Below are 23,472 nucleotides of genomic sequence, written 5' to 3'. Positions count from 1 at the left end.
GATGTTGTGGGTGTACGCAATCCCTGTAGGAGCTGCCGCAGGCTGCGATCTTTTGCCGATCTGACATGCACCGTAAAACTCTGATTCAGATCCCCTCACCCAAACTTCACCCTCAGGCCAAGGGCCAGGTGGGGGCATTGATTAGCCGGCCTCACAGGCAACACAACGCCAGACTCGAGTATGCTGTGGCAATGCCACTACCCTGGATATGCAAGACTGGCCATGAAGTCTGACGCTCAATCCCCATCAAGGCAGCGGATGAACACCAGCACCCCGCCCTATCTGCAACCCGGCGACCGAGTCGTGTTGTTCGACGGTGTCTGCAAGTTGTGCAACGGCTCGGCGCGATTCCTGATCCGTCATGACCACCACAGGAAGATCAAGCTGGCGTCCATGCAATCGGTCGAAGGACAAGCCCTGCTGGCCTGGTTCTGCTTGCCAACCGAGCGATTCGAGAGCATGGCCTTCATTGAAAACAACCAACTGTATGTACGCTCGGAAGCGTTTGTGCGGGTCATGAAGCATCTGCCCCAACCCTGGCCTCTGCTGACGCTAATCAGCGTGATTCCCGAAGCAATCAGGGACTGGTGCTACGACCGCATCGCCCGGAATCGCTACCGGCTGTTCGGCCGTTATCCCGTCTGCCAGTTACCCAGCCCGGATCATAAAGGACGGTTCCTGGATGATCAGGACTGAACCGGTCGCCTGGGGACCGGGGACAATTCCCCTAATCCGCCGAGCACACTACAGCCTTGAGCGCTGGCTTTGCGGCCTGTCACTCTCAGGTATTGTTCAGTGCTGATTCTCAAACTGTTGGTGGTCCCCGGATTTTTATTGCTGGTTTCCCTGGCTGGCAGACGCTGGGGGCCCAGTGTGGGCGGATGGCTGGCGGGGTTCCCGGTGGTGGTCGGGCCGATTCTGTTTTTCCTCGCCGTCGAACAAGGTCAAGTGTTTGCCGCCCAGGCATCGATTGCGGCACTCTCTGCGGTGTTTGCGATGATCGCGTTCAGCATCGTCTACGCCCAGGTTGCGCAAAAACTGGCGTGGCCCTGGGCATTGTCGATCGCCGTGGCAGTCTGGGCCGTGGCGGCCGCGTCACTCTCGTGGGTCCCCTCTTCCATCGTGTTCTCGATCATCTTTGCGGCCACCGCACTGCTCGCTGCGCCACACTTGTTTCCTGCCGTGCAACCGCTGGCGGTAGCGCCTGCGCCCAAGTCCGACAAACTTTTCTATCGCATGCTCGCCGGCGCGCTGCTGACGCTGGCGGTGACCACGCTGGCCAGCACCGTGGGTGAGCGCTGGAGCGGGTTTCTCGCGGTGTTCCCGGTGCTCGGCAGCGTACTGGCAGTGTTCTCCCACCAAAGCCGCGGTCCGGCGTTTACCGCTGCGTTGCTCAGAGCCACGGCCACCGGTTTGTATTCGTTCGCGGCGTTTTGCCTGGTGCTGGCGCTGGCCTTGCCCAAGCTGGGCTTGTTGGCCTTTGTGCTGGCAGTCGCGATTTCGCTGCTGGTGTTGGCTGGCAGCAAGCGCCAGGTGGCTCGAAGCTCGAAGAGCGGCTACACCACAGCGACTGGCCGACAGCCGAGATCTTGAGGCGCAACGGCGAGCCAACACTTGGAAGAAGTCGGCAATCTTCGACAAGCATAACGTTCGAATTTTTCGCACAAGCAGAGCGAATACCTTGCACGTCATTCGAACATGATCAGTTCACCATCAGCCTCAGTCACCCACCTCCTACATCGACTGAGGCCTTCCCCATGAAATTCTATTTCCACCCTTCACCGAACCCGATGAAAGTAGCACTACTGCTCGAAGAGCTGGAAACGCCCTATGAGCTGATCGGAGTCGACACCTTCAAAGGCGAACAGCACCTGCCCGCCTTCCTCGCGATCAACCCGAACGCCAAGGTCCCGGCGCTGATCGATGGCGACGTCAAGGTGTTCGACTCCCAGGCGATCCTGCTGCACCTGGCGCAACAGCATCAACGCTTCGTGCCGACCTCTGCCACGGGTCAAGCTGAGTTACTTTCCTGGTTGATGTTCATTGCCACCGGCCTTTCGCCGTTTTCCGGCCAGGCCGTGCACTTCCTGCACCATGCCCCGGAAGCGCTGCCTTATGCGAAAAATCGCTACCTCAAGGAAGTCGAAAGGCACTACCGCGTGCTCGACCAACGCCTGGCCGATCACCCGTATCTGGCGGGTGACAGCTACAGCATTGCCGACATGGCGCTGTGGGGCTGGGCCAACTACGCGCCGTACATCCTCGGCGAAAACGGCCTGGGCGCTTACCCGAACGTACAACGACTATTCCTTGAGATCAGCGCCCGCCCTGCGGCGCAACGCGCTCTGGGTCTGAAGGAGAAGCTGGTGCTTAAAGCCGAATTCGACGAAGAAACCCGCCGCGCGCTGTTCCCGCAGAACGCCGCGCTGTAAGCCCACCCACAAAAGGCAAGCGCCTTCGCCACAATTCACCTTTCGGACCATCGCACTGGAGTGTTTCACCACGACCATGGGATGATCGCGTCCCCCGCGCGATCACCCCTGGAGAGTTTGAATGTCATTGTTTGGGAAAAAAGCCGCTGCCTTGTTCTTCGCAGCGATTACCAGCTTCGGCGCAGTGAGCGTCAATGCGGCCACCCAGCCAGCGGCAAATACCTCGACCGCGCAAGAGATCTTCGCCCTGAGCGGCAAGTTCGTCTTCAACCTGCCTCAGGGTTTCGAAGCCAACCCGTTGCCTCCTGGCGACTCGGCCAGCGGCACTGCCGGGGCGATGGGCACCATGTACACCAACCCAACCAGCAAGACCGTGGTCATGGTCGCCGAAACCCTGCGCACCGATGGGGTGCAGATCAAAGACAACGACAGCCAGTTCCTCGACAGCGCAGTGGAAAGTTTCCTGGAGAAACAAGGCGCCGCGTTGCCCGACTTCAAGAAAACCGGCGAAAAGAAACTGACCATCAAAGGCCTTGGCCTGCGCCAGGTCGACAGCACCGCGACCATGGGTGGCGGCAAGACCCTGGGCACTACATTACTGGCCGGCTCAGGCATTCGCATCCTGGTGATCCAGATCATCTCCCGTGCCGATAACCCCACCGGGCATGCGGCACTGGTCAGGCAGATTACCGGCGGAAAATAACCAGGCGCGCAGTGGCTGACAGCGTTTTATTGATTGATGCGCTGCAACCAGCTGTTCAGATCCTGCATTTCAGTAGCGTTGATGCTGTGACCCATTCCCGGATAGGCATGGAACTCAGGCTTCAGGGAGAGGCTTTTCAGCAGGCTGTCGGCATCGCTGCCATCGCTATAGGGAAGTAGCCGATCGGCCGTGCCGTGGCCGATGAAAATCGCCAGGGATTCGAGGCTTTTGTCGGGTTTGAGCTGAGACTGCAACACGGGTAAAACCCGGCCACTCAACGCCGCGATCCCGCGCACCAACTGTGGATGGCGCAGGCCCACCTCGTAGGACATCATTGCCCCCTGGCTGAAACCCACCAGAAAAACCTTGTCGCTTTGAGTGTGATACTTGGTGGTGGCCTGGGCGATGAAGTCGACGAGCAGCCTGGCGCTGCTGCTCAGGTCCTTGGTCTCGCCGTCGTATGCACCCTCGCCTTTCTTGTGAAACCACTGATAACTGTCGGCATCCAGCGCCTGCGGCGCCCGCACCGAAACCACGGTATACCCGGCTGGCAACTCATCCTTGATGCCGAACAGATCCTCCTCGTTGCTGCCATAACCATGCAGCACAATCACCAGCGGCTGGTTGCGTGAATCAGGGGTGGCCTGCTCCAGATACTGCAGCGGCAGATCGGTCTGCAGCGCGGTTTGCGGGTGTGCGGCGGTGGACACCAACAGCAGCGCCATGGCCAAAAACTTCAACATAGTCCTTCCTTTACTGCACAGCGGGTTCGCGCCAGAGCCTAGCACTGTGAAGCTGGATCAAGAAGGTTCTTCAACCGGACACTGTGGGAGCGGGCTTGCTCGCGAAGGACGTTAACGATAACGCGTGTTTTCTGAGTAAACGCGCCGTCCTTGAGTCCATCGCGAGCAAACGGAACGCCGCCCGGCTGCTCCTACAGGGACTTGCCCGCGATCACTCGCCGTACACGTCGAACTTGAAGTACTTGTCCTGCACTTGCTTGTACTTGCCGTTGGCGCGGATTTCAGTGATGGCGGTGTTGAATTTCTCTGCCAGCTCTTTATCGCCTTTGCGCACGGCGATGCCGGCGCCGCCACCGAAGTATTTCGGATCGTTGCTTTCCGGACCAACGAAAGCGAAGCCTTTGCCGGCATCGGTTTTCAGGAACCCGTCATCGAGGTTGACCGCGTCGGCCAGCAGCGCATCGAGACGACCGGAGACCATGTCCAGGTTGGCTTCCTGCTGGGAGCCGTAGCGCACCAGGGTGACACCGGCCGGCTGCAGCATTTCAGTGGCGAAGCGGTCGTGGGTACTGGCGCGCAGCACGCCGACTTTCTTGCCCTTGAGCTCAGTCAGCGGGTCCTTGATATCGGTGCCGGCCTTCATCACGAAGCGCGCCGGGGTGTGATAGTACTTGATGGTGAAATCGACGTTCTTCTTGCGGTCGTCGGTGATGGTCATGGACGACAGGATCGCGTCGATTTTCTTGACCTTCAGCGCTGGGATCAGGCCATCGAACTCTTGCTCGACCCAGGTGCACTTGGCTTTCATCTGTTCACACAGCGCGTCGCCGATGTCCACGTCGAAGCCGGTGAGTTTACCGTCGGGAGTTTTCATCGAAAATGGCGGGTAGCCGGCTTCGATACCGATGCGGATCGGTTTGGCATCCTCGGCCACGGCGGACAGGGACAATACGGACAGTGCCAGGGCACCGAACATTGCTGATTTCTTCATCTGTAGCTCCTGGATGCGGAGATTCTTGTTTGGCAGATAATTCGATTGGCAGAAATCGAAGTGACCGGCAGTCTAGAGAGGCGCAACAGCAGTCAATTGTGTCGATGCGACATTTGGTTATAAAAAAATCCCGATAATGTCACAGACTGAAACAGAGGAATCGCAGTGTCGACCAATCCGACTTCGCTGAGCCTGATCCAGCACCATCCTGCCGAAGGACCGGGCGCCATCGCCCACTGGGCAAAGGCCCGGGGGGTGAGCCTGAAGGTCTTTCGCGCCGACCTCGGCGAACTGCCAGCTGTCGGCGGCGCGCCGGTGATTATTCTGGGCGGGCCGTACGAAGCTAATGCCGGGCCGGATTGGTTGGCTGAGGAACGTCGCTGGTTGGCAGCCTGTCTGGCTCAGGGCGCGCCGGTGTTCGCGATCTGCCTGGGTGCGCAATTGCTGGCGCGGGCTCTGGGCGGGGATGTGCGGCGGATGGCCGAGACCGAGACCGGCTGGACCGAGGTGAGCTTCGCCGATGGCCGTCTATTGAAGGTGCTGGAATGGCACGAGGATGGGATCGACCTGCCGCCGGATGCGCGGTTGTTGGCCAGCAGTGCCCGCTGCGATCAGCAGATGTACTCGGTCGGCCCGACGCGAGTGGGTCTGCAGTTTCATCCGGAGTGGAATGCCGAGTCGGTGGCGCAACTCAATGCCCACTTCGCCGAGGAATCCCCCCTGCCCCGGGATCAGGATGACAGCGTCGCCTACGGGCAAGTCTTTGACTGGCTGCAGGGGACGCTGGATGAGTGGTGGGCGGCGCAGAGGGCTGCCTGTTAAATAATTCCTGTGGCGCGCCCAAAAGATCGCAGCCTGCGGCAGCTCCTACGCCGACCGTGTCCATCCGTAATTTACGGGTGTACACCAATCCCCTGTAGGAGCTGCCGAAGGCTGCGATCTTTTGATCTTGATCGGTCTTTAAAATCGCTTTTCCGGCTATCAGCATTCACAGCCGATAACAGCACTCACCGGCCGTTCGACTACCCCGCTCAGCTGAAATCCCTCATCCAGCCAACCGGTAACCCCACCAATCATTTCCTTCACCGGGTAGCCCAGTGCCGCCAGTTTCACGGCGGCCTTGTTGGCGCCATTGCAGTGCGGGCCGGCGCAATAGACCACGAACAGCGTGGACTTCGAGTACTCGGCCAATACTTCGGCACTGAGCAAACGCCCCGGAATATTCAGCGCTCCAGGGACATGCCCGCGAGCAAAGGCCAAGGGACCGCGGACATCCAGCAGAACAAAGTCGATGTCGCCGGCTTGTTGGCTGCCATGAACGTCGGAACAATCGATTTCAAAGGTCAGGCGATTGCTGAAGTGCATCAAGGCAATGGCCGACGGGGCGGCGGGAATTTCGCGAACCAGGCTGGTCATGGCGTTCTCCGGTGGAGTGAGTGGGCGTGAGGGAACTGTATCCGCCCCGCGGTTGCAGCTACAGTGGCGTACAAGACACTCACTGGTAACTTTCCGCCAAATGCACACTGAACCCGGATTAGTCGCGATTCTGGCCTACGATGGCCTCTGTACGTTCGAGTTCGGCATCGCGGTCGAGATCTTCGGCCTGCCGCGGCCGGAATTCGATTTTCGCTGGTATGAACACCGGATAGTCGGCGTCGACCAGGGCCCGATGCGCGCCATGGGTGGTATTCAAGTGCTGGCTGATGGCGGCATGGAAATCCTGGAAAGCGCCCGGACCATCATCATTCCCGGCTGGCGCAGTCGTACCGAAGCCGTTCCTGAGGCGTTACTCACAGCACTGCGTCAGGCCCATGCCCGTGGTGCGCGATTGTTGTCGATCTGTTCCGGGGTGTTCGTATTGGCGGCGACCGGCCTGCTGGATGGGCTGGGCGCAACCACCCACTGGCGTTATGCCGATGAATTGGCCGAGCGCTTCCCGAACATCCTGGTCGACCCCGATGTACTGTACCTGGACTCGGGCCAGCTGATCACCTCGGCCGGCAGCGCCGCCGGTATCGATGCCTGTCTGCACCTGGTGGCGCGGGACTTCGGCACGCATATAGCTAATGCCGTGGCGCGCCGCCTGGTAATGTCGCCGCAGCGAACCGGCGGTCAGGCGCAGTTCATTCCGGCACCGGTCAGCCGCACGCCGCGCAGTGATCTGTCGCGGGTCATGCAGTGGGCCCGCGAGCATTTGCATGAACCGTTGGGCGTGCGTGAACTGGCCAGCCAGGCGGCCATGAGCGAACGAACCTTTTTGCGGCGTTTCAGTGAAGCCACCGGTGCTTCGCCCAAGTCCTGGCTGCAGCAGCAACGTCTGGCCCGTGCCCGCGATCTGCTGGAAAGCAGCAGTCACAACACCGACCACATCGCCCAATTGTGCGGCTATCGCTCGGTGGAGAGTTTTCGTGTGGCATTTCGGACAGTGGTCGGTTTGCCGCCGTCGGTGTATCGCGAGCGGTTTGGGGGTGGGGTCAAGGTAAAGGGGTGTGTCTGAGGGCCAATCGCGAGCAGGCTCGCTCCCACAATAGATAGCATCCAGCCGCAGATTTTGCGATCGACACAAATCCAATGTGGGAGCGAGCCTGCTCGCGATGAGGCCAGCATAGACAACATAGCTTCTGCTCAGTGCTCACTCACCACGCTTTCGCAACAAATAGGTATCCATGATCCAGCCATTGGCCAGCCGCGCCGCTTTGCGCACCTGTTCGATCTCGTCGGCCACGTCCTTGAGCTTGCCGGCAATAAGGATTTCATCCGGTGTGCCCAGGTAAGCTCCCCAGTAGATATCCAGGTCCTGGTCAGCCACCTGCTGATAGGAGTCCTCGGCATCGAGCATCACCACCAGGCTGTCGGCATCGCTGACCAGCCCCGCCGCGAGCCTGCGTCCGGTGGTGATTTCGACCGATCGACCGATGCTGTTCAATGGCACCTTATGCTGTGCCGCCAGCGCCTGGACGCTGGTGATGCCGGGAATGACCTCGAACTCGAAGGTGCAGCGACCGCCAGCGAGGATCGCCTGGAGAATGCGGATGGTGCTGTCGTACAGCGCCGGGTCGCCCCACACCAGAAAGGCCGCGCATTCGTCGTCGGCCATTTCATCGCTGATCAGCCGCTCGAAGGTCTGCTGCTTGTCGCGGTTCAGATCCTGCACGCTCGCGGTGTAGTCCACCTCGCCACGCACACGCTCGGGGCTGTGGGCTTCGACAAAACGGTAGTCGCGCCCGGTGATATAGCGCTCGCAGATGTCGTGCCGCAGGTCGGTGAGTTTGTCCTTGCTGCGGCCCTTGTCCATGATAAAAAAAACGTCGACCCGATTCAGCGCGTTGACGGCCTGCATGGTGATGTATTCGGGGTTACCGGCACCGATGCCGATGATCAGGATTTTCTTCATGGGGTCATGGTCTCCGTGTCTGAGCGGTTTTCCTGCAAGCGCAGGCGCCAGCGTCCGTTGAAGCGCAATTCGGTGGCCGATAACGGCTCGATATCGATCACATTGAAGGCTGCAGGCGGGCACTGCATGACGTGCATGATCGCTGCACGAATAACGAACGGGTGAGTGATCGCAACGAAATGTCCCGGGGTACTGCGCAACGTCTCCAGCCAGTCAGCCACTCGCTCGCACAGTTGCGCGACAGACTCACCGCCGTGGGGCGCCGAGGTGTTATCGGTCAACCAGGCTTGAAGTGCCTCGGGTTCATGTTTTTGCAAATCATCGATGGGCAGGCCGTGCCAACGGCCCATGGCACAATCCGCCAGCGCGGGGACGATCAGCATCTGCGCGCCGAACAGTTCGGCGGTTTGCCGGGCCCGAGCCTCAGGCGCACTGAGCAATTGCGCTGATCGTTTGAAGTCGCCGGCCCGAGAGCCCCGCGCTACCTGCCAATCCATTTCCACCGACTCGTCCAAGGGAAAGCGTGCGGTTTTCTGCGCCACGGTTCGCGCGTGGCAGATCAAGGTCAAACGGGTGGCCTGCACTGGGGATTACTCTGGTTTGGTCAGTCGGGAAGCGTACATCGCCGGTGGCGCTACTGTATTCGGGCTTTTCGCTGTAAGCCAGACCCAGGTTTTGTGGTGACAAGCCTGACGCCTTCACGCCCGCTCCCACAGGGTCCGGCGCACCCGCAAAAGCTTGATCTATCAAATCATTTCTTCCCCGCCAACTCCATGATCATCCGCGTCAGCAAATAGATCCGCGGTGTCCGGCGTATTGGGCACCAGTTCAATGGTTGCACCGAGCTTTTTCAGCTCCTCGATAGCGATATCGCGAACCTGGGTCAGGCCCGGCTCATAGCCGGAACCGGAGTCGATATTCACCAGCCGCTCAAGCAGTTTCAGGGCCTCGCCCTTGTACTGTTCAGCATCTGCCTGGACCTGTTTGTGGGGTTCGGCAAAGGCGCCGGGAGCAACCATGCCAAGAGCGAGGCTCAGGCCAAGACTGGCAGCCATGATGGAGCGATGGAATCTGAAGGTCATGAATCAATCCTTGTTTCGTGCCGGAAGTTGTCGAAACACCCTACCTGACAATCCGACAAGGCTCCATCGCGGATGGCGCAACCGAGAACCGCTTCACACCGAACCAAGCATGACCTGATGCGGCGCCCAGTCAGACCGACAAATGACCCGATTGCGGCCGGTGGCTTTGGCTACGTACAACGCCTGGTCGGCATCATTGAGCCACTGGGTTGCTTCAGTGTATCGGGGGTCATAGGCGGCCAGGCCTATACTCAGGCTGACCTTGAGCGCCGGGTTTTGCTCATAACCCAGGCAGGCGAAGCGATCCCGCAGAGCGTCCATGACCTGAGCGGCGCTGGCCAGTGACATGTCCGGCAGAATCACGCAGAACTCGTCGCCGCCGTAACGCCCGGCCATATCACTGGATAGCAGGTTTTGCTTGAGGGTTTTGCTCAACTGACGCAACACGATATCGCCGGCGACGTGGCCATAGGTGTCGTTGATGGTTTTGAAGTGATCGATATCGATCAGCGCGATGGCCCCGCCCTGTTGCTGGCGCCGGCAACGCTGGAACTCGAACTCCAGTTGATCCTTCAAGGCGCCATGGTTGAGCAGGCCGGTCAGGCTGTCCGTGCGACTCAGGGCCAGCAGCTCACGCTTGTGCCGGCCCAGGGTGTAGGCCTGGCGAAAACAGATCCAGCCCAGTGCCAGCGGATACAAGGTTAATAGCGGCAGGCAGGCGTACAGTTGCAGAGGGCTGGTTTGCGGGATGAAGGCTGGTGCAAACATCAGCAGACCGGTGCCAATACCCAACAGTTGGGCGACGGAGCCTGCGAGCAAAAAGCGCATGCCGCCGATCGCCACGTTATTCATCGCCATCATCGACACCGTGACTGCCGCGGGCAATGGATTGAAATGCATGGCGGCGACCCAGAAACCACCCAGAAACGAGTCGATCAGCAGATTGCGGTGTTCGGCGTGGTAGGGCACTTTCGAGCGGCGTGCCCATTGATAGCCCAGATGCGGCCAGAGCAGGCCATTGAAGATCATGAACACCCAGACCCAGGGCGCAGGGTCGAGCGGGTACATCGCCGCCGCCACGCACAGGAGCCCCAGAGCAAGGCCCAGCATTCGCGAGGTGTACAGCCTCCTGGCCAGTGAAAGTCCCTTTCCTCCAGTTTGTCCCATGGGGGCCAATGCTCCTCTGTGCTGCTGAACGAGACACCGCTTCTTGCTTGGGGCTTGCTGGGAGTCTATCAGCGCAACGGCAAATAGCCATCACCGGTCAGCGCCTTGAAAACGCTGTTCTCGCGGTTCCTTTGGCGAATGCTTGACTATAAATGACAGTGGGCGAAACGTGATGTCACTGGTCGTCCGGGTAAAAAATGACGCGAACGCTCAAACCTGCCGATCACATCCTGCCCTGAACACGCTGGGGATAGCGCTCCATGTTAATGACCCTGCTACTTGCCGCGGCTTTCATCATTTTGAGCTGGTGGAACTGGCCGCATCTCGGCGAGCTGCTGTATGACCTGAACATGGCCCTGGAGGCGCGTCTCTATCACCTGCGAAAAGTGCCGGTGCCAATCGCGGAAATGACGCTGAGCACCTATCAGGGAGGCCTGCCCAAGGCGCCGACGCTCCTGATGCTCCACGGCTACAGTGCCGACAAAACCGTCTGGCTGCGTTTTGCCCGGCACCTGGTCGGTGATTATCGGGTGATCATTCCCGACCTGGCGGGCCATGGTGAAACCGGCTTTCGGCGACGTGGCAGCTACGACATTCCCTCCCAGGCACAACGGCTGACCCAGCTGCTGGATGCCTGCGCGGTGGAGAAGGTTCATGTGATCGGCAATTCCATGGGCGGCTACCTTGCTGCCTGGCTCGCTGCGACTTATCCCGAGCGAGTTGCATCACTGGCGCTGATCGACCCGGCGGGAGTCGCCTCGCCGCTGCCCAGCGACATGGAACGGCTGCTGGCCCAGGGTAACAACCCGTTCCTGATCCATTCACGGGCCGACTTCGATCAGTTTTACGCCATGACCATGGCCTCGCCACCCTGGGTGCCCGACGTAATACTGGCGGCGTTGGCCGAACGGTATCAGCGCCGGCGTGACGAACTGGCGGAGATCTTCCAGGACTTCCATGGCAGTGATCCGCTCGAACCCCGGCTGGCCGAAATCCAGGCCCCTACCCTGCTGTTGTGGGGACGCGAGGATCGGCTGATTCACGTCAGCAGCGCGCAAGTCTGGGCCGAGGGCATTGCCCGGATTCGCGTGGAGCTGTGGGATGGCATCGGGCATATGCCGATGGTCGAGCGACCGGCCAGGACTGCGCAGTTGTATCGCGAGTTTTTGCAAGAGCAGGCCTGATGCGATCTTTCATGTGGCGGACACTTGTGGCGAGGGGGCTTGCCCCCGTTGGGTCGCGAAGCGGCCCTAAATCCTGCAATCTCTTTCTTTCAGATGTACCGAGTTGGCTGGATTACGACTGCTTCGCAGCCGAACGGGGCGGTGCGGCGGTCCGACAAGCCCCCTCGCCACAGCAAGCTCCCTCGCCACAGGGGGTTCTCCAACAACCAAGAGAGCAGTCATTTGCAGAATGAAGTTGGGAGGAAACTTCGTTTGTCAGTATCCCCTGCCCCGAACAGAATCGGGCAACGAAAAACCACCGTTGAACCCACGATTTCATTGCCCGGGAATTCTGTCTATGAGCATCCAGAGCTGTGTCAGCCCTGACCTGATCCGCCAACGCTTTTCGCGGGCAATGTCGGACATGTACCGCGAAGAGGTGCCGTTGTATGGCGCGCTGATGGAGTTGGTGGCGCAGACCAACGCCCAGGTGTTGCGTGACGACAGCCGAGTTGCGCAACAGCTGCGCAGCACCGGGGAAATCGAACGCCTGGACCTTGAGCGCCATGGCGCGATCCGCGTCGGCACCGCCGAGGAACTGGCGACCATCAGCCGCTTGTTTGCAGTGATGGGCATGCAGCCGGTCGGCTATTACGACCTGACACCCGCCGGGGTGCCGGTGCACGCCACCGCATTCCGCGCGGTGCATGAAGCCTCGCTGCAGGTCAGTCCATTCCGGGTGTTCACCTCATTGCTGCGCCTGGAACTCATCGAAAACCCCGAGCTGCGCGAGTTCGCCCGGGCGGTCCTGGCCAGACGCTCGATCTTCACCCCGGCCGCGCTGGCTTTGATCGACAAATCCGAAAACCAGGGCGGGCTTGACGAGCAAGACGCCGAGGCATTCGTCGAGCAGGCGCTGGAAACCTTTCGCTGGCACCACAGCGCCACCGTCACGGCCGAGCAATATCGGCAGTTGAGTGCGCAGCACCGGCTGGTCGCCGACGTGGTGGCCTTTAAAGGGCCGCACATTAATCACCTGACCCCGCGCACCCTCGACATCGACCGGGTCCAGGCGCAAATGCCCGAGTATGGTATTACCTCCAAAGCCGTGATCGAAGGCCCGCCGCGCCGCGAGTGCCCGATCCTGCTGCGCCAGACCAGTTTCAAGGCGCTGGAAGAACCCATCGCCTTCCCCGGTCAGAGCAGCGGCAGCCATAGTGCCCGCTTCGGCGAGATCGAACAGCGCGGCGCAGCACTGACCCCGGCGGGTCGGGCGCTGTATGACCGCTTGCTGAATGCCGCTCGCGATGAGTTGAAGGATTTCCCCAACGAAGAAAATGCCCAGCGCTACAACGCCCTGCTGCAAGTGCACTTCGCTGAATTCCCGGACTCCTGGGCCGGCATGCGCGAACAAGGGCTGGCTTACTTCCGCTACTTCGTCACCGAACAAGGCCTCGCCGCAAGTGGCGACCTGTCGGATTCAGAGACGCTGGAAGGGTTGCTCAGCCGAAACTACATGTGCTTCGAGCCGCTGGTCTACGAGGACTTTTTGCCGGTCAGTGCGGCGGGCATCTTCCAGTCCAACCTGGGTGACGATGCGCAAAGCCACTACGCCAGCCAATCGAACCAGCAGGAATTCGAAAACGTACTGGGCCGTTCGACCATCAATGAACTGGCGCTGTATGCCGAGACTCAACGGCGCTCGATCCTGGAATGCTGCGCTGCACTCGAGCTGCCACCACTGGTGTGAGGGTGCCGCAAGGGAGTTCGCCCAGTGCGTTGGCCTGGCAATCCATGCACCGGTAAAGAGCCGATACACTGGGCGAACATAGGGATTTTAATTGAACGTGCAGAATAAGTCCGCGCAAAAAATCTGAATAAATCTGGACACAATATTTCCAGTGCGAATTAACGTTCAGAACAGTTCAGAACAGTTCACACCGGTTCAATACCCGGTCATTTCCAGATAGCCGCTGCCGGCATGACTGCCGCTCAACTGCACCGGGCCTTCCCAGTAAGCAATCCGCAGCGCCATCCAGGCCTTGGGATTGAGCGCCTGCGCGGTGATATCCAGACCTTTGCCAGGGATCTTGATCGACCAGCGGGTCGGCATCTTGCGCCCCGCCACCGCAGTGGAGTCCAGCGGCGTCAGGCTGATCTCGTCTCTGGACAGCCGCTCGGTGCGGCCATCGGCAGCAATCCAGGTCCCGGTCAGATAGGCGTTTCCATTTTTTTCGCGCACCCGAAACAGCATTACCTGTTCGGCGCTATCCAGGTGCAGGGAAAACCAGTCCCAACCCGTTTGATCGGCGGTCAACGGCTGGCTGCTCCACTCGCGGTCGAGCCAGGCCGGACCGCTGACTTGCCAGGTCTGGCCATCGATCTCAAGGCTACCCTGGGCCTGGAAAAATGGCTGGCTGTAGTAGTACGACGCCTGGCCATGTTCGGATTTCTGGCTGTAACCCTGCTCGCCTTGCAACACCGGGGGGTTGCTCGAGGTCAGGCGCAGTTGATAGCTGAAGCCTTGTCCGCTGGCGTGCAGTTGCATATCGGCCAAGGGGTTGGCAGGGCCGGACTGGCTGCTGAAACTCCAGTCATCGATCCAGGCATTGAACGGCGCGCCAGTGACTCCGGCCTGCCCTACCCCGCCCCGGGCGTAGCGTTCAGCCACGTGATGCTGAGTGGCCGAGGTCACTGCGGCGTGGGCGAGCCAGACCGTCTGGCTACCCCAGCCAGGTTGCTCGGGCCCGACTTTCAGTGCGTTGCGAAACAGGGTCCATTGCACACCGAAACTGCGGCCCTCAGCGTCCTTGAGATTGGCGGTGATGTACCACCACTCGATACGAAAGCCGTCGTGGGGCCCGTGGTCGGCGGGAAAGCTGAAGGCTCTGCCGGGAACCACCGGGGTGAACTCAGCCGCTTCGCTGCCCAGCCCGGCGAAACTTTCTGAATTTTTCGGCGCGTCATCGCAACCACCCAGTTGCCACAGCAGCACCAGCAGCACGCCAAACCACAGCGACTTAATCTTCATGGGCAAAAGTCCTGAGCAGATCGACCGGCCGGCTGCGGTAGAGTTTGATCAGTGGCCAGGCCGACGCCAGCAAGGTCGCCAACAATGCCAGGGCGGTCAATTGCAGCAGTTGCAGCGGGAAGATCCGCAACGGCAGGCGCCAGCCAAAGGCCTGGACATTAATCACCGAGTTCAGGCACCACGCCAGCAAGATCCCCAGCGGCAATGCCAGCAGCAAGGTCAGCACCGCCAGCAACCAGGTCTGCCCCAGGTTGAGCAGCATCAGTTGGCGCCGGGTCACACCCAGAGCCCATAACGGCGCCAGTTGCCCGAGACGACTCTGGCTCTGGGTCAGCAGGCTGATGAACAGCGCGACACCGGCCACCCCCAGAGTCAGGCTATTGAGCGCCGCGGTGGCAGTAAAGGTCCGTTCGAACACTTGAGTGGACCAGCCCTTGAGCTGCGCCTGATCGACGATGCGGTTGTCGTCCAGGGCAAAGCGCGCTTGCAGGGCTTGCACCAGGGGCGTCACGGCCGCGGGGTCGATGCGCAGGTTGAAGCGGCTCGGCGCCAGCTGCGGCCAGTAACGTTGCAGGTGCCCGGCGTTGACCAGTAAATGTCCTTTCGGATTGCCGTAGTCGGCATAGATCCCGACGATGCGCGGCGACCACTGACCTTGCGGCGTCGCAATCACCAGCCGATCACCCAATTGCACCTTCAGGCGCCGGGCCAGTTGTTCACTGAGCATCAGCGTGTCGTCGTCGACCAGCCGCTCCCAGGGATCGTCCCCCAGCGCCTGCAGCAGCGGCCAGTGCTGGCGATAGCTCGGGTGATCGATAACCCCGTACAGCTCCGCGGGCCAGCCTTGCAGCTGGATCGACAGCTGCCAGCTGGGCAACACCGCGGAAACCAGTGGTTGTTGGCTTAACCAGGCTTGAAGCTCACGGGACTGAGCCGGACTGACTGGATTGAGATACAGCTCGGCGCTCAAGCGTTGTTCGAGCCAGTCAGCGAAGGTCTGGCGAAAACCCGCGGTCATGCTGCCGGCACCGATATTGGCGGCCAGCGCCAGCAACAGCGCCATCAATGCCAGACTCAGGGCCGGTAACTGCTGGCGGCAATCGGCAATAAACCACTGCGCCAACACCGAGCGACCGGGCCTGAGCACCAGCCTCAGCAGCCCATCGAGCAGCACTGGCAAACTCAGCGCCGCCGCCAACAACAGGCCGGCCATCAGCACAAAACCACTGGTCAAACTGTCCCCCAGCAACCAGGCCAGTAGCCCCACCGCGGCGGCAATCGCCGCCACCCAACCCTGGCGCCGCAACCAGCGGGCATGGGCCAGATGCCAGGCTTGCGGGTTGGCCAGCGCGAGCAACGGCAAGCGCGCCGCGCGCAACAAACTGTTGGCGCCGGCCAGCAACGCTCCCAACAGACTCAAGCCCACCCCACCGAGCCACCAGAGCGGGCCGAGGTTCAACTGCCCCGCCACCTCGGCCCCGTACAGCCCACGCAGGCTGGCGGCGACGTCCGGCAACAACACGCCGGCGAGCAAATACCCACTGATCACCCCGGCAATCCCGCCCAGCAATGCCAGGCCACCGAGCTCAACGCTCAGGCTGAAGATCAACATGCGCGCACTGACCCCGCAAGCCCGCAGGGTTCTCAGCAGACCACGACGCTGCTCCAGGGCCAGGCCGATGGCGGCATGCACGATAAACAGCCCGACCACGAACGACAGAAAACCCAAGGCATCGAGGTTCAGGTGAAAGCTTTCGGTCAGGCGCGCCAGATTGTTTTCTTCACCACTGCGTTTGAGCACTAACTGCCCGGCAAACGCTTCAGGCAACCGCGGCTCAGTAGCCGCGAAATCCTTGGGCAGCACCAGCCGCGAGAGCTGTTGTGGCATTCCCAGCAGCTGCTGGGCGAAGCCGATATCCACCAGCAGCACCCCCGGCGCCATGTCGACCTGGCTGTGCAGCGGCGGCAGGCGTTGGCCATTTACCGTGAAGGGTTGGTCGCCCTCGCGATAACCCAGGGCCTGCAAGGTTTGCGGGGCGATCCAGGTGCTGCCGGGCGGGCTGATGAAGTCGACCATTCGCGCCAGCTCCAGCGCCTGTCCAGCCACCGCCGATCCGGCCGGTAGCGACAGCGGTTCGATGCCGATCAATTGCAGACGTTGATCTTCCCGGCCCTTGAGTGACAGCCGCGCTTGCAGCAGCGGCGACACTGGCCAACCGGCACGCCGCAGGCTGATGAACAAGGATTGCGCGAAGGTCGCGCCATTCGGTGCAGCGAGACTGGCCTGGGGTTCGCCGCCAATCAACTGGCTGGCCCGCGCGTAGCTTTCTCGCGCCTGGCTGTTTAGCGCCTGCACCCCGGTCAACAGGCTGGTGGCCAGCCAGAGCCCGGTCAGCACACTGAAAAACTGCACCGGATGCTGCCGCCAATGGCTGAGCAAGGCCCGCAACGTGCCCTGAAAAACCCGCACCTCAGCCCCCGCCCGTGCTGAGCAGACGCCCGTTATGCAGCACCACTCTTTGCGCCAGACGGGCCGCGACCCGCGGACTGTGGGTGACCATCAGCAGACTGGTGGGGCTGTCGACAAGCAGCTCCAGGAGCAACTGCAGCACTTGATCGCTGGTGCTTTCATCAAGACTGCCAGTGGGTTCATCGGCCAGCAGCAGACCAGGACGCGACGCCAGCGCACGCCCCAGCGCCACCCGTTGTTGCTGGCCGCCAGAGAGTTGTTCAGGATAACGTTTGAGCAAGTCGCCGAGCCCCAGCCGCTCCACCAGTTGCGCCTGCCAGACTGGCTCAAGTCGCCCGGCCAGACGTGCCTGAAAGGCCAGGTTGTCCTCGACCTGCAAGCTGCTGATCAAATTGAACTGCTGGAACACCAGGCCCACCTCGGTACGCCGCCAGTTGGCCAGTTGCGCCTCATTCATCCGTTCCAGCGAATGCCCACCAATGCGGATGCTGCCGCTATCCACCTTGTCCAGCCCGGCGATCAGGTGCAGCAAGGTGCTCTTGCCACTGCCCGACTCGCCCATCAACGCCAGGCTGCTGCCGTGTTGCAACTGCAAGTCGACACCCTGCAACACCGCCAGCGGTCCTTGCGGGGTTGCATAGCTCTTGAACACGCCTTGCACCTGGAGCATGGGAACACTCGATTGACTGAAGCTGAAGCCAAGGATAGCGGGTGTGGCTGGGCGAGGCGTCGCTGCGGCATCCGCACTTTTTTATTTTTGACTTCGACTGTGCGAACAGACGATTCCAGACTAAAAATAACAGTGTGGTGAAGCGATATGGGAGTCCCACGTTGTGACGATGATTGTCATGACCCGGACCTAGAGGGATAACACAAGTTCCGGGGATGGCCAGGCACATGGCTCAGGGCAAATACCGTTCCGACATAGACGGACTACGGGCTGTCGCCGTTATTGCAGTCTTCGTCAATCACCTGAATAACAGCCTGTTGCCGGGTGGTTTCATTGGCGTCGATATATTCTTCGTCATTTCCGGATTCCTGATCACCTCGCAGGTTTTTTCCGAGGTAAAACGCAATGTCTTCTCGCTGAAGAGCTTTTATCAGCGGCGCATCAACCGCATTGTTCCCGCCCTGATGACAGTGCTCCTGGTCAGTGTGATCGCCGGGGCCTTCATCCTTTCCCCGGCCGACCTGACGCGACTCAACGCCAGCGCACTGTTCTCATTGCTGGGCGCCTCGAATATCTACATCTGGATGAAGTACGGCAACTACTTCGCCGCAGACGCCAGTGAAGCGCCCTTGTTGCATACCTGGTCGCTGGGCATTGAAGAGCAGTTCTACCTGGTTTGGCCGTTATTCATCGTGCTGCTGTATCGCTGGGCACCGCGCTATATGTTGCCCGTACTGATCCTGGGAGTTGTGGCCGCCGCAGGCCTTTCCGAATACGCGACAGGGGTGTTTGCCACGGCTTCCTACTACCTGCTGCCCATGCGTTTTTTCGAACTGATGCTGGGTGGGCTGCTGGGCATTTACCTGCAACAACCACGCGTCATCGGCAAGGTGGCTGCCTATGGCTATGCGCTGGTGGGCTCGCTGCTGGTCGGGGTTGCGCTGTTTGCCTTGAACGACAGCTCGGCCTTTCCCGGGATCGATGCCCTGATACCGTGTCTGGGGGCAGCCTTGTTGATCCTGGCCGGCAGCGCCGACGTTCGTTTACCTTTGCTGACCAGCCGGCCGATGGTGTTTATCGGCTTGATCTCCTACTCACTCTACCTGTGCCACTGGCCGCTGATTGCCTACCTGAACTATCTGGATATCCCCATCAATCTTCCGGTGGCGCTGTTGGTGGTGCTGGCATCGGTGCTCATGGCCTGGTTGTTGTGGCGCTTTGTCGAAGTGCCTTTTCGCCGCAGCGGGGCGGCGTTGCGCTTTTCGCGGGTGTTTACCCGACGCTTTGCCCTGCCGGCCTTGGGGTTGGCCTTGTTGGCGGGGTTGAGCCAGCAGTGGGATGGATTCCCGACTCGTTTCAGTCCCGGGGTCTCGACGCTTGAGGCGATGACCCTGAGCAAACCCAGCGAGATTCGCAGTGGTTGCCACGTGCCCAATGCGCTGTACCGCACCGACCCCAGTCCCGAATGCCATCTGGGAGCCAAAAAAGAGCGGCTCGACGGCATCATGGTCGGCGATTCGTTTGCCAATCACTTTACCGGCATGGTGGACATCCTGGCCCGGCCCGACGGCATCACGCTGATGGATTACACCTTGGACTCCTGCCCGCCGATTGTCGGTTACAGCGGAGGGATGCCGGCGGTGTATGCCGCCCATTGCGCGATACGCAACGAACGGGTGTTCAATCTGATCGAGCAGAACCACTACCCTTATGTGGTCCTGGCGGGGAGTTGGCCCAAGGATGAAGCCGCAGCAGGCATCGTCGAGGCGAGCATCAAGCGAGTGGTGGAAAACAGCGGTCAGGTCATCGTCATCCTGAGTAATCAGAACATTGAAAACGCCGCGACCTGCCCTATCCGCCGATTAATGTTCGGCCGCGAGCGCGAGTGCTCGGCCACCCAGAGTGCGATTCCGCTTTACTGGGCGCAATTGCACGAAAAATTCCCGCAGGTGCACTTCATCGATCCCAATCAGGTGATTTGCCCGGAACATCTCTGCAGCCCGATTATCGAGGGCAATCTGTTGTACCTAGACAACGCGCACTTGAACGAGAGGGGATCGCGCTTCATCGGCCGCACGCTATTAGATAAAGGTTACTCGTTGTTGCATGATCCCGTGGCGAGATCCTGACTCAGGGGTACCAGACCAATAATGCAGGAGCGAGCTTGCTCGCGATGCGGTCTCACCCCCGAGGAATTCACCCAGCCTATCGGATTCGGGGTGTACCGGTAGTCATTCCACACCTCCGCCAGCGGGCCCGGAGCCGGCGTCAGGTAGCGGCCGATGTGCGGATCGTAGTAGCGATGCCGGTTGTAGTGCAGGCCGGTTTCAGCATCGAAGTACTGGCCCTGGAAGCGCAACGGATTGTCGACCTGTGGTTCGCTGTCGAGGCCGGCGAGTTGGCCGTAGGCCCGGTAATTCGCCGACCAGACGATCTCGCCGTTGTAGTCGGTGAGTTCCAGCGGTGTACCAAGGTGGTCGAGTTGGTAGTAGTACCGACGGGCCTTGAATGGGTCTTCGCCGTCGAGCAGGGCCAATGGCCGCAAGCTGCCGGGTTCGTAGAGGTAGCGGCGGTAGTGATGGCTGCTGCGTTCGGCAATGAGTTGCCGGCCTTGCCAGAGGAATTCGGTGCTGTGGCCATCGACGGTTTTGCCGATTCGGCGGCCGAACGCGTCGTAGCGGTAGCTCACGCAACGGCCGTCCGGCAGGCTCACGCCTGTCAGTCGGTGCAGGCAGTCGTAGCGGTATTCGGTGACCCGTTTCTCGCCGTCGCCGCGCCGTTCGCGGATCAGATTGCCGTAGGTGTCGTAGTCGTAATGGCGGTCGCCTTGCATCAGCAGACGGTTGCCTTTGATCGTCGTCGGGCCCTGCATCTGCAGGTTACCGACAGGGTCGTGGGCAAAGTTTTCCAGGAGTTCGCCGCGAGAATGGCGGACGCGAATCAGACGATCCAGCGCATCGTAGTAATAACTGCGCTGGCCGTGACGGCTGTCCGCGATAGAGGCAATGTTGCCGTTGACCGCATAACTGTAATGGCGCAAATACAACGGCCGGGCTTGCCGGGTGATCGCGTGGAGCTGCAGGCGCCCTTGCTCGTCGTAGTGGTACTGGCTGAGCAGCAGGCCTTGCTGGCGTTGCTGCTCGCGACCGGCGCTGAACTGGTGAGTGGTCAGCCGCTCGCCATTGAGGTCGATGGCGCTCAGAGCACCGCCCTGGACAGGGTGGTAGTCGAGTATGCTGAGGTCCGGCAGGCATAGCTGGTCAAGCTGGCCGCATGGATCGTCGTGATCGTTCATCCGCAATCCCTCGCGTGGGTGGTATTGGCGCGAGAACTTTGCAGGGGATCGTTGGGAAATGGAATCGGGGAGATTCGAGAGGCCGGGTAGGAATTTTCTTTAAATCAAATGGAAAAAATCAACAACGAAAGATGTGTCGAACGCAAACCTGTGGCGAGGGGGCTTGTCGGAACGCCGCATCGCCCCGTTCGGCTGCGAAGCAGTCGTAAAACCAACTAATGCGTTTTACCTGATAGAACGCGGTTGCTGATTTTGGGGCCGCTGCGCGACCCAGCGGGGGCAAGCCCCCTCGCCACAGCAAGCTCCCTCGCCACAGGGATTGTGTTCGCCGCATCCGTGTTTTAACTACCCGACATCACCCCCCTAACCACCCGCCGCGAGGCCAGTCTGCGCCTGATCCGGAGTGACGATGTCCCTGAGGTCGATATGTTTCCACATCGGCTTGGCACCGAGGCGCGCGTTGAAGCGGGTGTTGAAGGTAAAGTCGTCCTCGGTCGACTCGCTCAGTGGTTTGCCGTAGACCGGTTCGATCGCCGCCAGGTCGTAGCCCATCAGCTGCAGCAAGGTGGGGAAGATGTTGTAGTGGCTGGAGCGGTCCTTGTTGGCCGCCAGCGTGCTCTTCCAGTCGAGGGTGTGCAGGGCGTTGCCCTGGATCACCACCAACGGCACCAGGCCCTCCTCCGCCACCGGGTCACCGCCGCAATGGGTATTGAGGCCCGGGTTGCCACGTTCGTGCAGGTCCTGGCCATGGTCGGAGGTGTAGATCAGCACAGCATTACTCAGGTCGGCCTTGGTCAAGACTCGCGAGAAGAACTCGCCGACGCTCCACAACAACGTGTTCTTGTAGGCATTGCGGTACAGCAGCCAGTCATCGGTCTGGCCGCTGAAACCGTCGCGCGACGCGGTGTCGGCGACCTCGACATACTGCCCCCGTGACAGCACCGGGCGGTAGGCCATGAACTCATCCGGGTATTTGTCATGAACCGGAAAGTGCGCGCCGACCTTGTTGATGACCACCAGCTGCGGCTGGCCGTCGTTGAGCAGCTCAATCAGTTTCTGCGCCGCCGCCATATCGCGGTCGCGCACGCTGATCTGGTCGAACTGGACAAACTCGTCGATGTCCTTGCGCTCAAGCTCGTTCATCCGGTTCTGCAGGAAGCCGCCGGTGCGTTGGGCGTCGATATACACCGTGCGCAGTCCTGCCTGCCGGGCGTACTGCCAGATCGACGGCAGGGTCGAGTTGATGCGCATGTAGTCATCGCGAGTACCGCCATAGCGCAGCGTGACGTTGGTATCGGCGCTGCAGTTGGCAATGGACGCGGCATAGCCGTAGTTGTAAATGTCCACGTCTGGACGGGGCTCCTTGAGGCTGCTGTGCGCACCGAAGGGGGCGTTGATATCCAGGTAGTTGCCGGACACGCTTTCATCGATGATCAGCACGATATCGTGGCCGACGGCCTGCGGTTGTCGCGTCAGGCTGACCGTCTCGCGGGGACCGACGGTGTCCTGCGCGGACTCATAGGCAAACAGGTTCAGGTACGCCAGCGGCGTGTACATGATCGGCAAGCCTCTGGCGCCCTCGCCCGCCCGCACGAACAACACCGCCGAAAGCAGCAGCACCCCGAGCAGCGGTGCCGCCGTCAGGACGTAACCAGGCAGCGGCAGACGCCGCTGCGGCTTGAGTCCGATACCCAGCAGTAGCAACAGACCGCTTGCCAGTGAGCCGAGTATGACCCAACGGTATTGGTATGCTGCCTCCAGAATGAACCCGCCGGAATAAACCAGCGAAATGAAGCTGCTGTAGGTCAGGTAATCGGCGGTGACTTTGGTGTAGATGTCGAAAAACACCGCGGAACTGAAGAACATCAGCGCGAACAGGTGCCGTACCAGCGTCTTGCGAATATAGGCGGTCAACAGCAGGGAGCAGACCAGGACAAAGAACATTCCGGCAAACAACAGCAACGGTAATCCGACGCCCATTGCGCCAATGCGTTCAAGGTAATAATCGGAGTTCTTCAGCAAGTACAGAACGATCAACAGTTCCTTGAAGTATCTCGCCATAAATCCCTCGTTTGAATGGCGTTTAAGCTCCGCCGTCCAGTGTAACTATCCGTTGACACCTCGAAAGGGTTATGCCCGATCAACCCTTTTCGCCTCCAAGTACCAAGTCAATTAGTTGACGACTGCCATTCGTCCTGCTCATTAACATAAGTAACTTGATTGAGACATTAGCATCACATCATCAAAGCGCAACCTGCTGTTTCAACGGTGAGCGCGTCAAAAAAAAGATGACTCAAATCTGACACACCCCCACCGCTAAGACCCATGCAA

At 60.4% G+C, this 23,472-nt stretch carries 19 protein-coding genes and 2 pseudogenes; 9 read left to right on the top strand and 12 right to left on the bottom strand.

Going from position 1 to position 23,472, the window contains the following annotated elements:
* Nucleotides 1-258: 258 nt before the first annotated feature.
* The 4 genes from ACA064_RS10795 to ACA064_RS10780 all read left to right on the top strand — a co-directional run bounded on the left by ACA064_RS10795 (nucleotide 259) and on the right by ACA064_RS10780 (nucleotide 3,135).
* Nucleotides 259-696, top strand: a complete 438-nt coding sequence (locus ACA064_RS10795; protein ID WP_497673343.1) for a thiol-disulfide oxidoreductase DCC family protein — start codon at nucleotides 259-261, stop codon at nucleotides 694-696.
* Between the two features lie 99 nt (nucleotides 697-795).
* Complete coding sequence (locus ACA064_RS10790) at nucleotides 796-1,593, top strand: hypothetical protein (RefSeq protein WP_497673342.1); 798 nt, start codon at nucleotides 796-798, stop codon at nucleotides 1,591-1,593.
* A 164-nt stretch (nucleotides 1,594-1,757) separates the two neighbouring features.
* Nucleotides 1,758-2,432, top strand: a complete 675-nt coding sequence (locus tag ACA064_RS10785; protein WP_497673341.1) for a glutathione S-transferase family protein — start codon at nucleotides 1,758-1,760, stop codon at nucleotides 2,430-2,432.
* A gap of 121 nt (nucleotides 2,433-2,553) precedes the next feature.
* Complete coding sequence (locus tag ACA064_RS10780) at nucleotides 2,554-3,135, top strand: DcrB/PsbP domain-containing protein (protein WP_497673340.1); 582 nt, start codon at nucleotides 2,554-2,556, stop codon at nucleotides 3,133-3,135.
* Between the two features lie 26 nt (nucleotides 3,136-3,161).
* On the opposite strand, the gene ACA064_RS10775 is transcribed toward ACA064_RS10780, so the two are convergent.
* Nucleotides 3,162-3,878: an alpha/beta hydrolase gene (locus ACA064_RS10775; RefSeq protein ID WP_497673339.1), complete on the bottom strand. Its 717-nt coding sequence runs from the start codon at nucleotides 3,876-3,878 to the stop codon at nucleotides 3,162-3,164.
* 211 nt (nucleotides 3,879-4,089) lie between these two features.
* Complete coding sequence (locus ACA064_RS10770) at nucleotides 4,090-4,869, bottom strand: ABC transporter substrate-binding protein (RefSeq protein WP_497673338.1); 780 nt, start codon at nucleotides 4,867-4,869, stop codon at nucleotides 4,090-4,092.
* A gap of 165 nt (nucleotides 4,870-5,034) precedes the next feature.
* Between ACA064_RS10770 and ACA064_RS10765 the strand changes: the two genes are divergently transcribed.
* Entirely contained in the window at nucleotides 5,035-5,691 is a 657-nt protein-coding gene (locus tag ACA064_RS10765) for a type 1 glutamine amidotransferase (protein ID WP_497673337.1), read from the top strand.
* Between the two features lie 159 nt (nucleotides 5,692-5,850).
* On the opposite strand, the gene ACA064_RS10760 is transcribed toward ACA064_RS10765, so the two are convergent.
* Nucleotides 5,851-6,285 (bottom strand): rhodanese-like domain-containing protein, encoded by a 435-nt coding sequence (locus ACA064_RS10760; RefSeq protein ID WP_497673336.1) that lies wholly within the window; start codon nucleotides 6,283-6,285, stop codon nucleotides 5,851-5,853.
* Nucleotides 6,286-6,385: 100 nt separating this feature from the next.
* Between ACA064_RS10760 and ftrA the strand changes: the two genes are divergently transcribed.
* On the top strand, nucleotides 6,386-7,366 hold the full coding sequence (gene ftrA, locus ACA064_RS10755) for a transcriptional regulator FtrA (RefSeq protein WP_497673335.1): 981 nt from the start codon (nucleotides 6,386-6,388) through the stop codon (nucleotides 7,364-7,366).
* Between the two features lie 135 nt (nucleotides 7,367-7,501).
* Here ftrA and cobF read toward each other — a convergent pair whose 3' ends face one another.
* From cobF to ACA064_RS10735, 4 genes and pseudogenes are all read right to left on the bottom strand, one after another.
* Entirely contained in the window at nucleotides 7,502-8,263 is a 762-nt protein-coding gene (gene cobF / locus ACA064_RS10750; RefSeq protein ID WP_497673334.1) for a precorrin-6A synthase (deacetylating), read from the bottom strand.
* A complete protein-coding gene (locus ACA064_RS10745) occupies nucleotides 8,260-8,847 on the bottom strand; it encodes a histidine phosphatase family protein (RefSeq protein ID WP_497673333.1) in 588 nt (195 codons plus the stop codon). The genes cobF and ACA064_RS10745 overlap by 4 nt, the downstream gene beginning before the upstream one ends.
* A gap of 213 nt (nucleotides 8,848-9,060) precedes the next feature.
* Nucleotides 9,061-9,345: pseudogene (locus ACA064_RS10740) on the bottom strand (glutamate carboxypeptidase); the annotation flags it as partial.
* Between the two features lie 93 nt (nucleotides 9,346-9,438).
* Nucleotides 9,439-10,512 (bottom strand): diguanylate cyclase, encoded by a 1,074-nt coding sequence (locus ACA064_RS10735; RefSeq protein ID WP_497673332.1) that lies wholly within the window; start codon nucleotides 10,510-10,512, stop codon nucleotides 9,439-9,441.
* 260 nt (nucleotides 10,513-10,772) lie between these two features.
* Between ACA064_RS10735 and ACA064_RS10730 the strand changes: the two genes are divergently transcribed.
* Both ACA064_RS10730 and hglS read left to right on the top strand, forming a co-directional pair.
* Complete coding sequence (locus ACA064_RS10730; RefSeq protein ID WP_497673331.1) at nucleotides 10,773-11,696, top strand: alpha/beta fold hydrolase; 924 nt, start codon at nucleotides 10,773-10,775, stop codon at nucleotides 11,694-11,696.
* A gap of 337 nt (nucleotides 11,697-12,033) precedes the next feature.
* Entirely contained in the window at nucleotides 12,034-13,425 is a 1,392-nt protein-coding gene (gene hglS, locus ACA064_RS10725; protein ID WP_497673330.1) for a 2-oxoadipate dioxygenase/decarboxylase HglS, read from the top strand.
* A gap of 195 nt (nucleotides 13,426-13,620) precedes the next feature.
* On the opposite strand, the gene ACA064_RS10720 is transcribed toward hglS, so the two are convergent.
* From ACA064_RS10720 to ACA064_RS10710, 3 genes are read right to left on the bottom strand one after another with little or no spacing between them, the layout of a single operon-like run.
* Complete coding sequence (locus ACA064_RS10720) at nucleotides 13,621-14,706, bottom strand: lipocalin-like domain-containing protein (protein ID WP_497673329.1); 1,086 nt, start codon at nucleotides 14,704-14,706, stop codon at nucleotides 13,621-13,623.
* Nucleotides 14,696-17,176, bottom strand: a complete 2,481-nt coding sequence (locus ACA064_RS10715) for an FtsX-like permease family protein (protein WP_497673328.1) — start codon at nucleotides 17,174-17,176, stop codon at nucleotides 14,696-14,698. The genes ACA064_RS10720 and ACA064_RS10715 overlap by 11 nt, the downstream gene beginning before the upstream one ends.
* Before the next feature lies 1 nt (nucleotide 17,177).
* The gene (locus tag ACA064_RS10710) at nucleotides 17,178-17,846 is read right to left on the bottom strand and encodes an ABC transporter ATP-binding protein (RefSeq protein ID WP_497673327.1); all 669 of its coding nucleotides are present in this window, start codon (nucleotides 17,844-17,846) and stop codon (nucleotides 17,178-17,180) included.
* A 215-nt stretch (nucleotides 17,847-18,061) separates the two neighbouring features.
* Here ACA064_RS10710 and ACA064_RS10705 point away from each other — a divergent pair, with 215 nt between their 5' ends.
* Entirely contained in the window at nucleotides 18,062-19,975 is a 1,914-nt protein-coding gene (locus tag ACA064_RS10705) for an acyltransferase family protein (protein WP_497673326.1), read from the top strand.
* A 53-nt stretch (nucleotides 19,976-20,028) separates the two neighbouring features.
* Here the strand turns inward: ACA064_RS10705 and ACA064_RS10700 are convergent.
* Together ACA064_RS10700 and ACA064_RS10695 are read right to left on the bottom strand one after the other, a co-directional pair.
* Nucleotides 20,029-21,126 (bottom strand): annotated as a pseudogene (locus ACA064_RS10700) (RHS repeat domain-containing protein); the annotation flags it as partial.
* Nucleotides 21,127-21,504: 378 nt separating this feature from the next.
* Nucleotides 21,505-23,202 carry a sulfatase-like hydrolase/transferase gene (locus ACA064_RS10695; RefSeq protein ID WP_497673325.1) on the bottom strand — a complete coding sequence of 566 codons (1,698 nt, stop codon included), beginning with the start codon at nucleotides 23,200-23,202 and terminating at the stop codon, nucleotides 21,505-21,507.
* Nucleotides 23,203-23,472 lie beyond the last annotated feature (270 nt).

This window comes from Pseudomonas sp. LBUM1658, from assembly GCF_059716055.1.
This window is presented reverse-complemented; position numbering and strand designations above follow the sequence as displayed.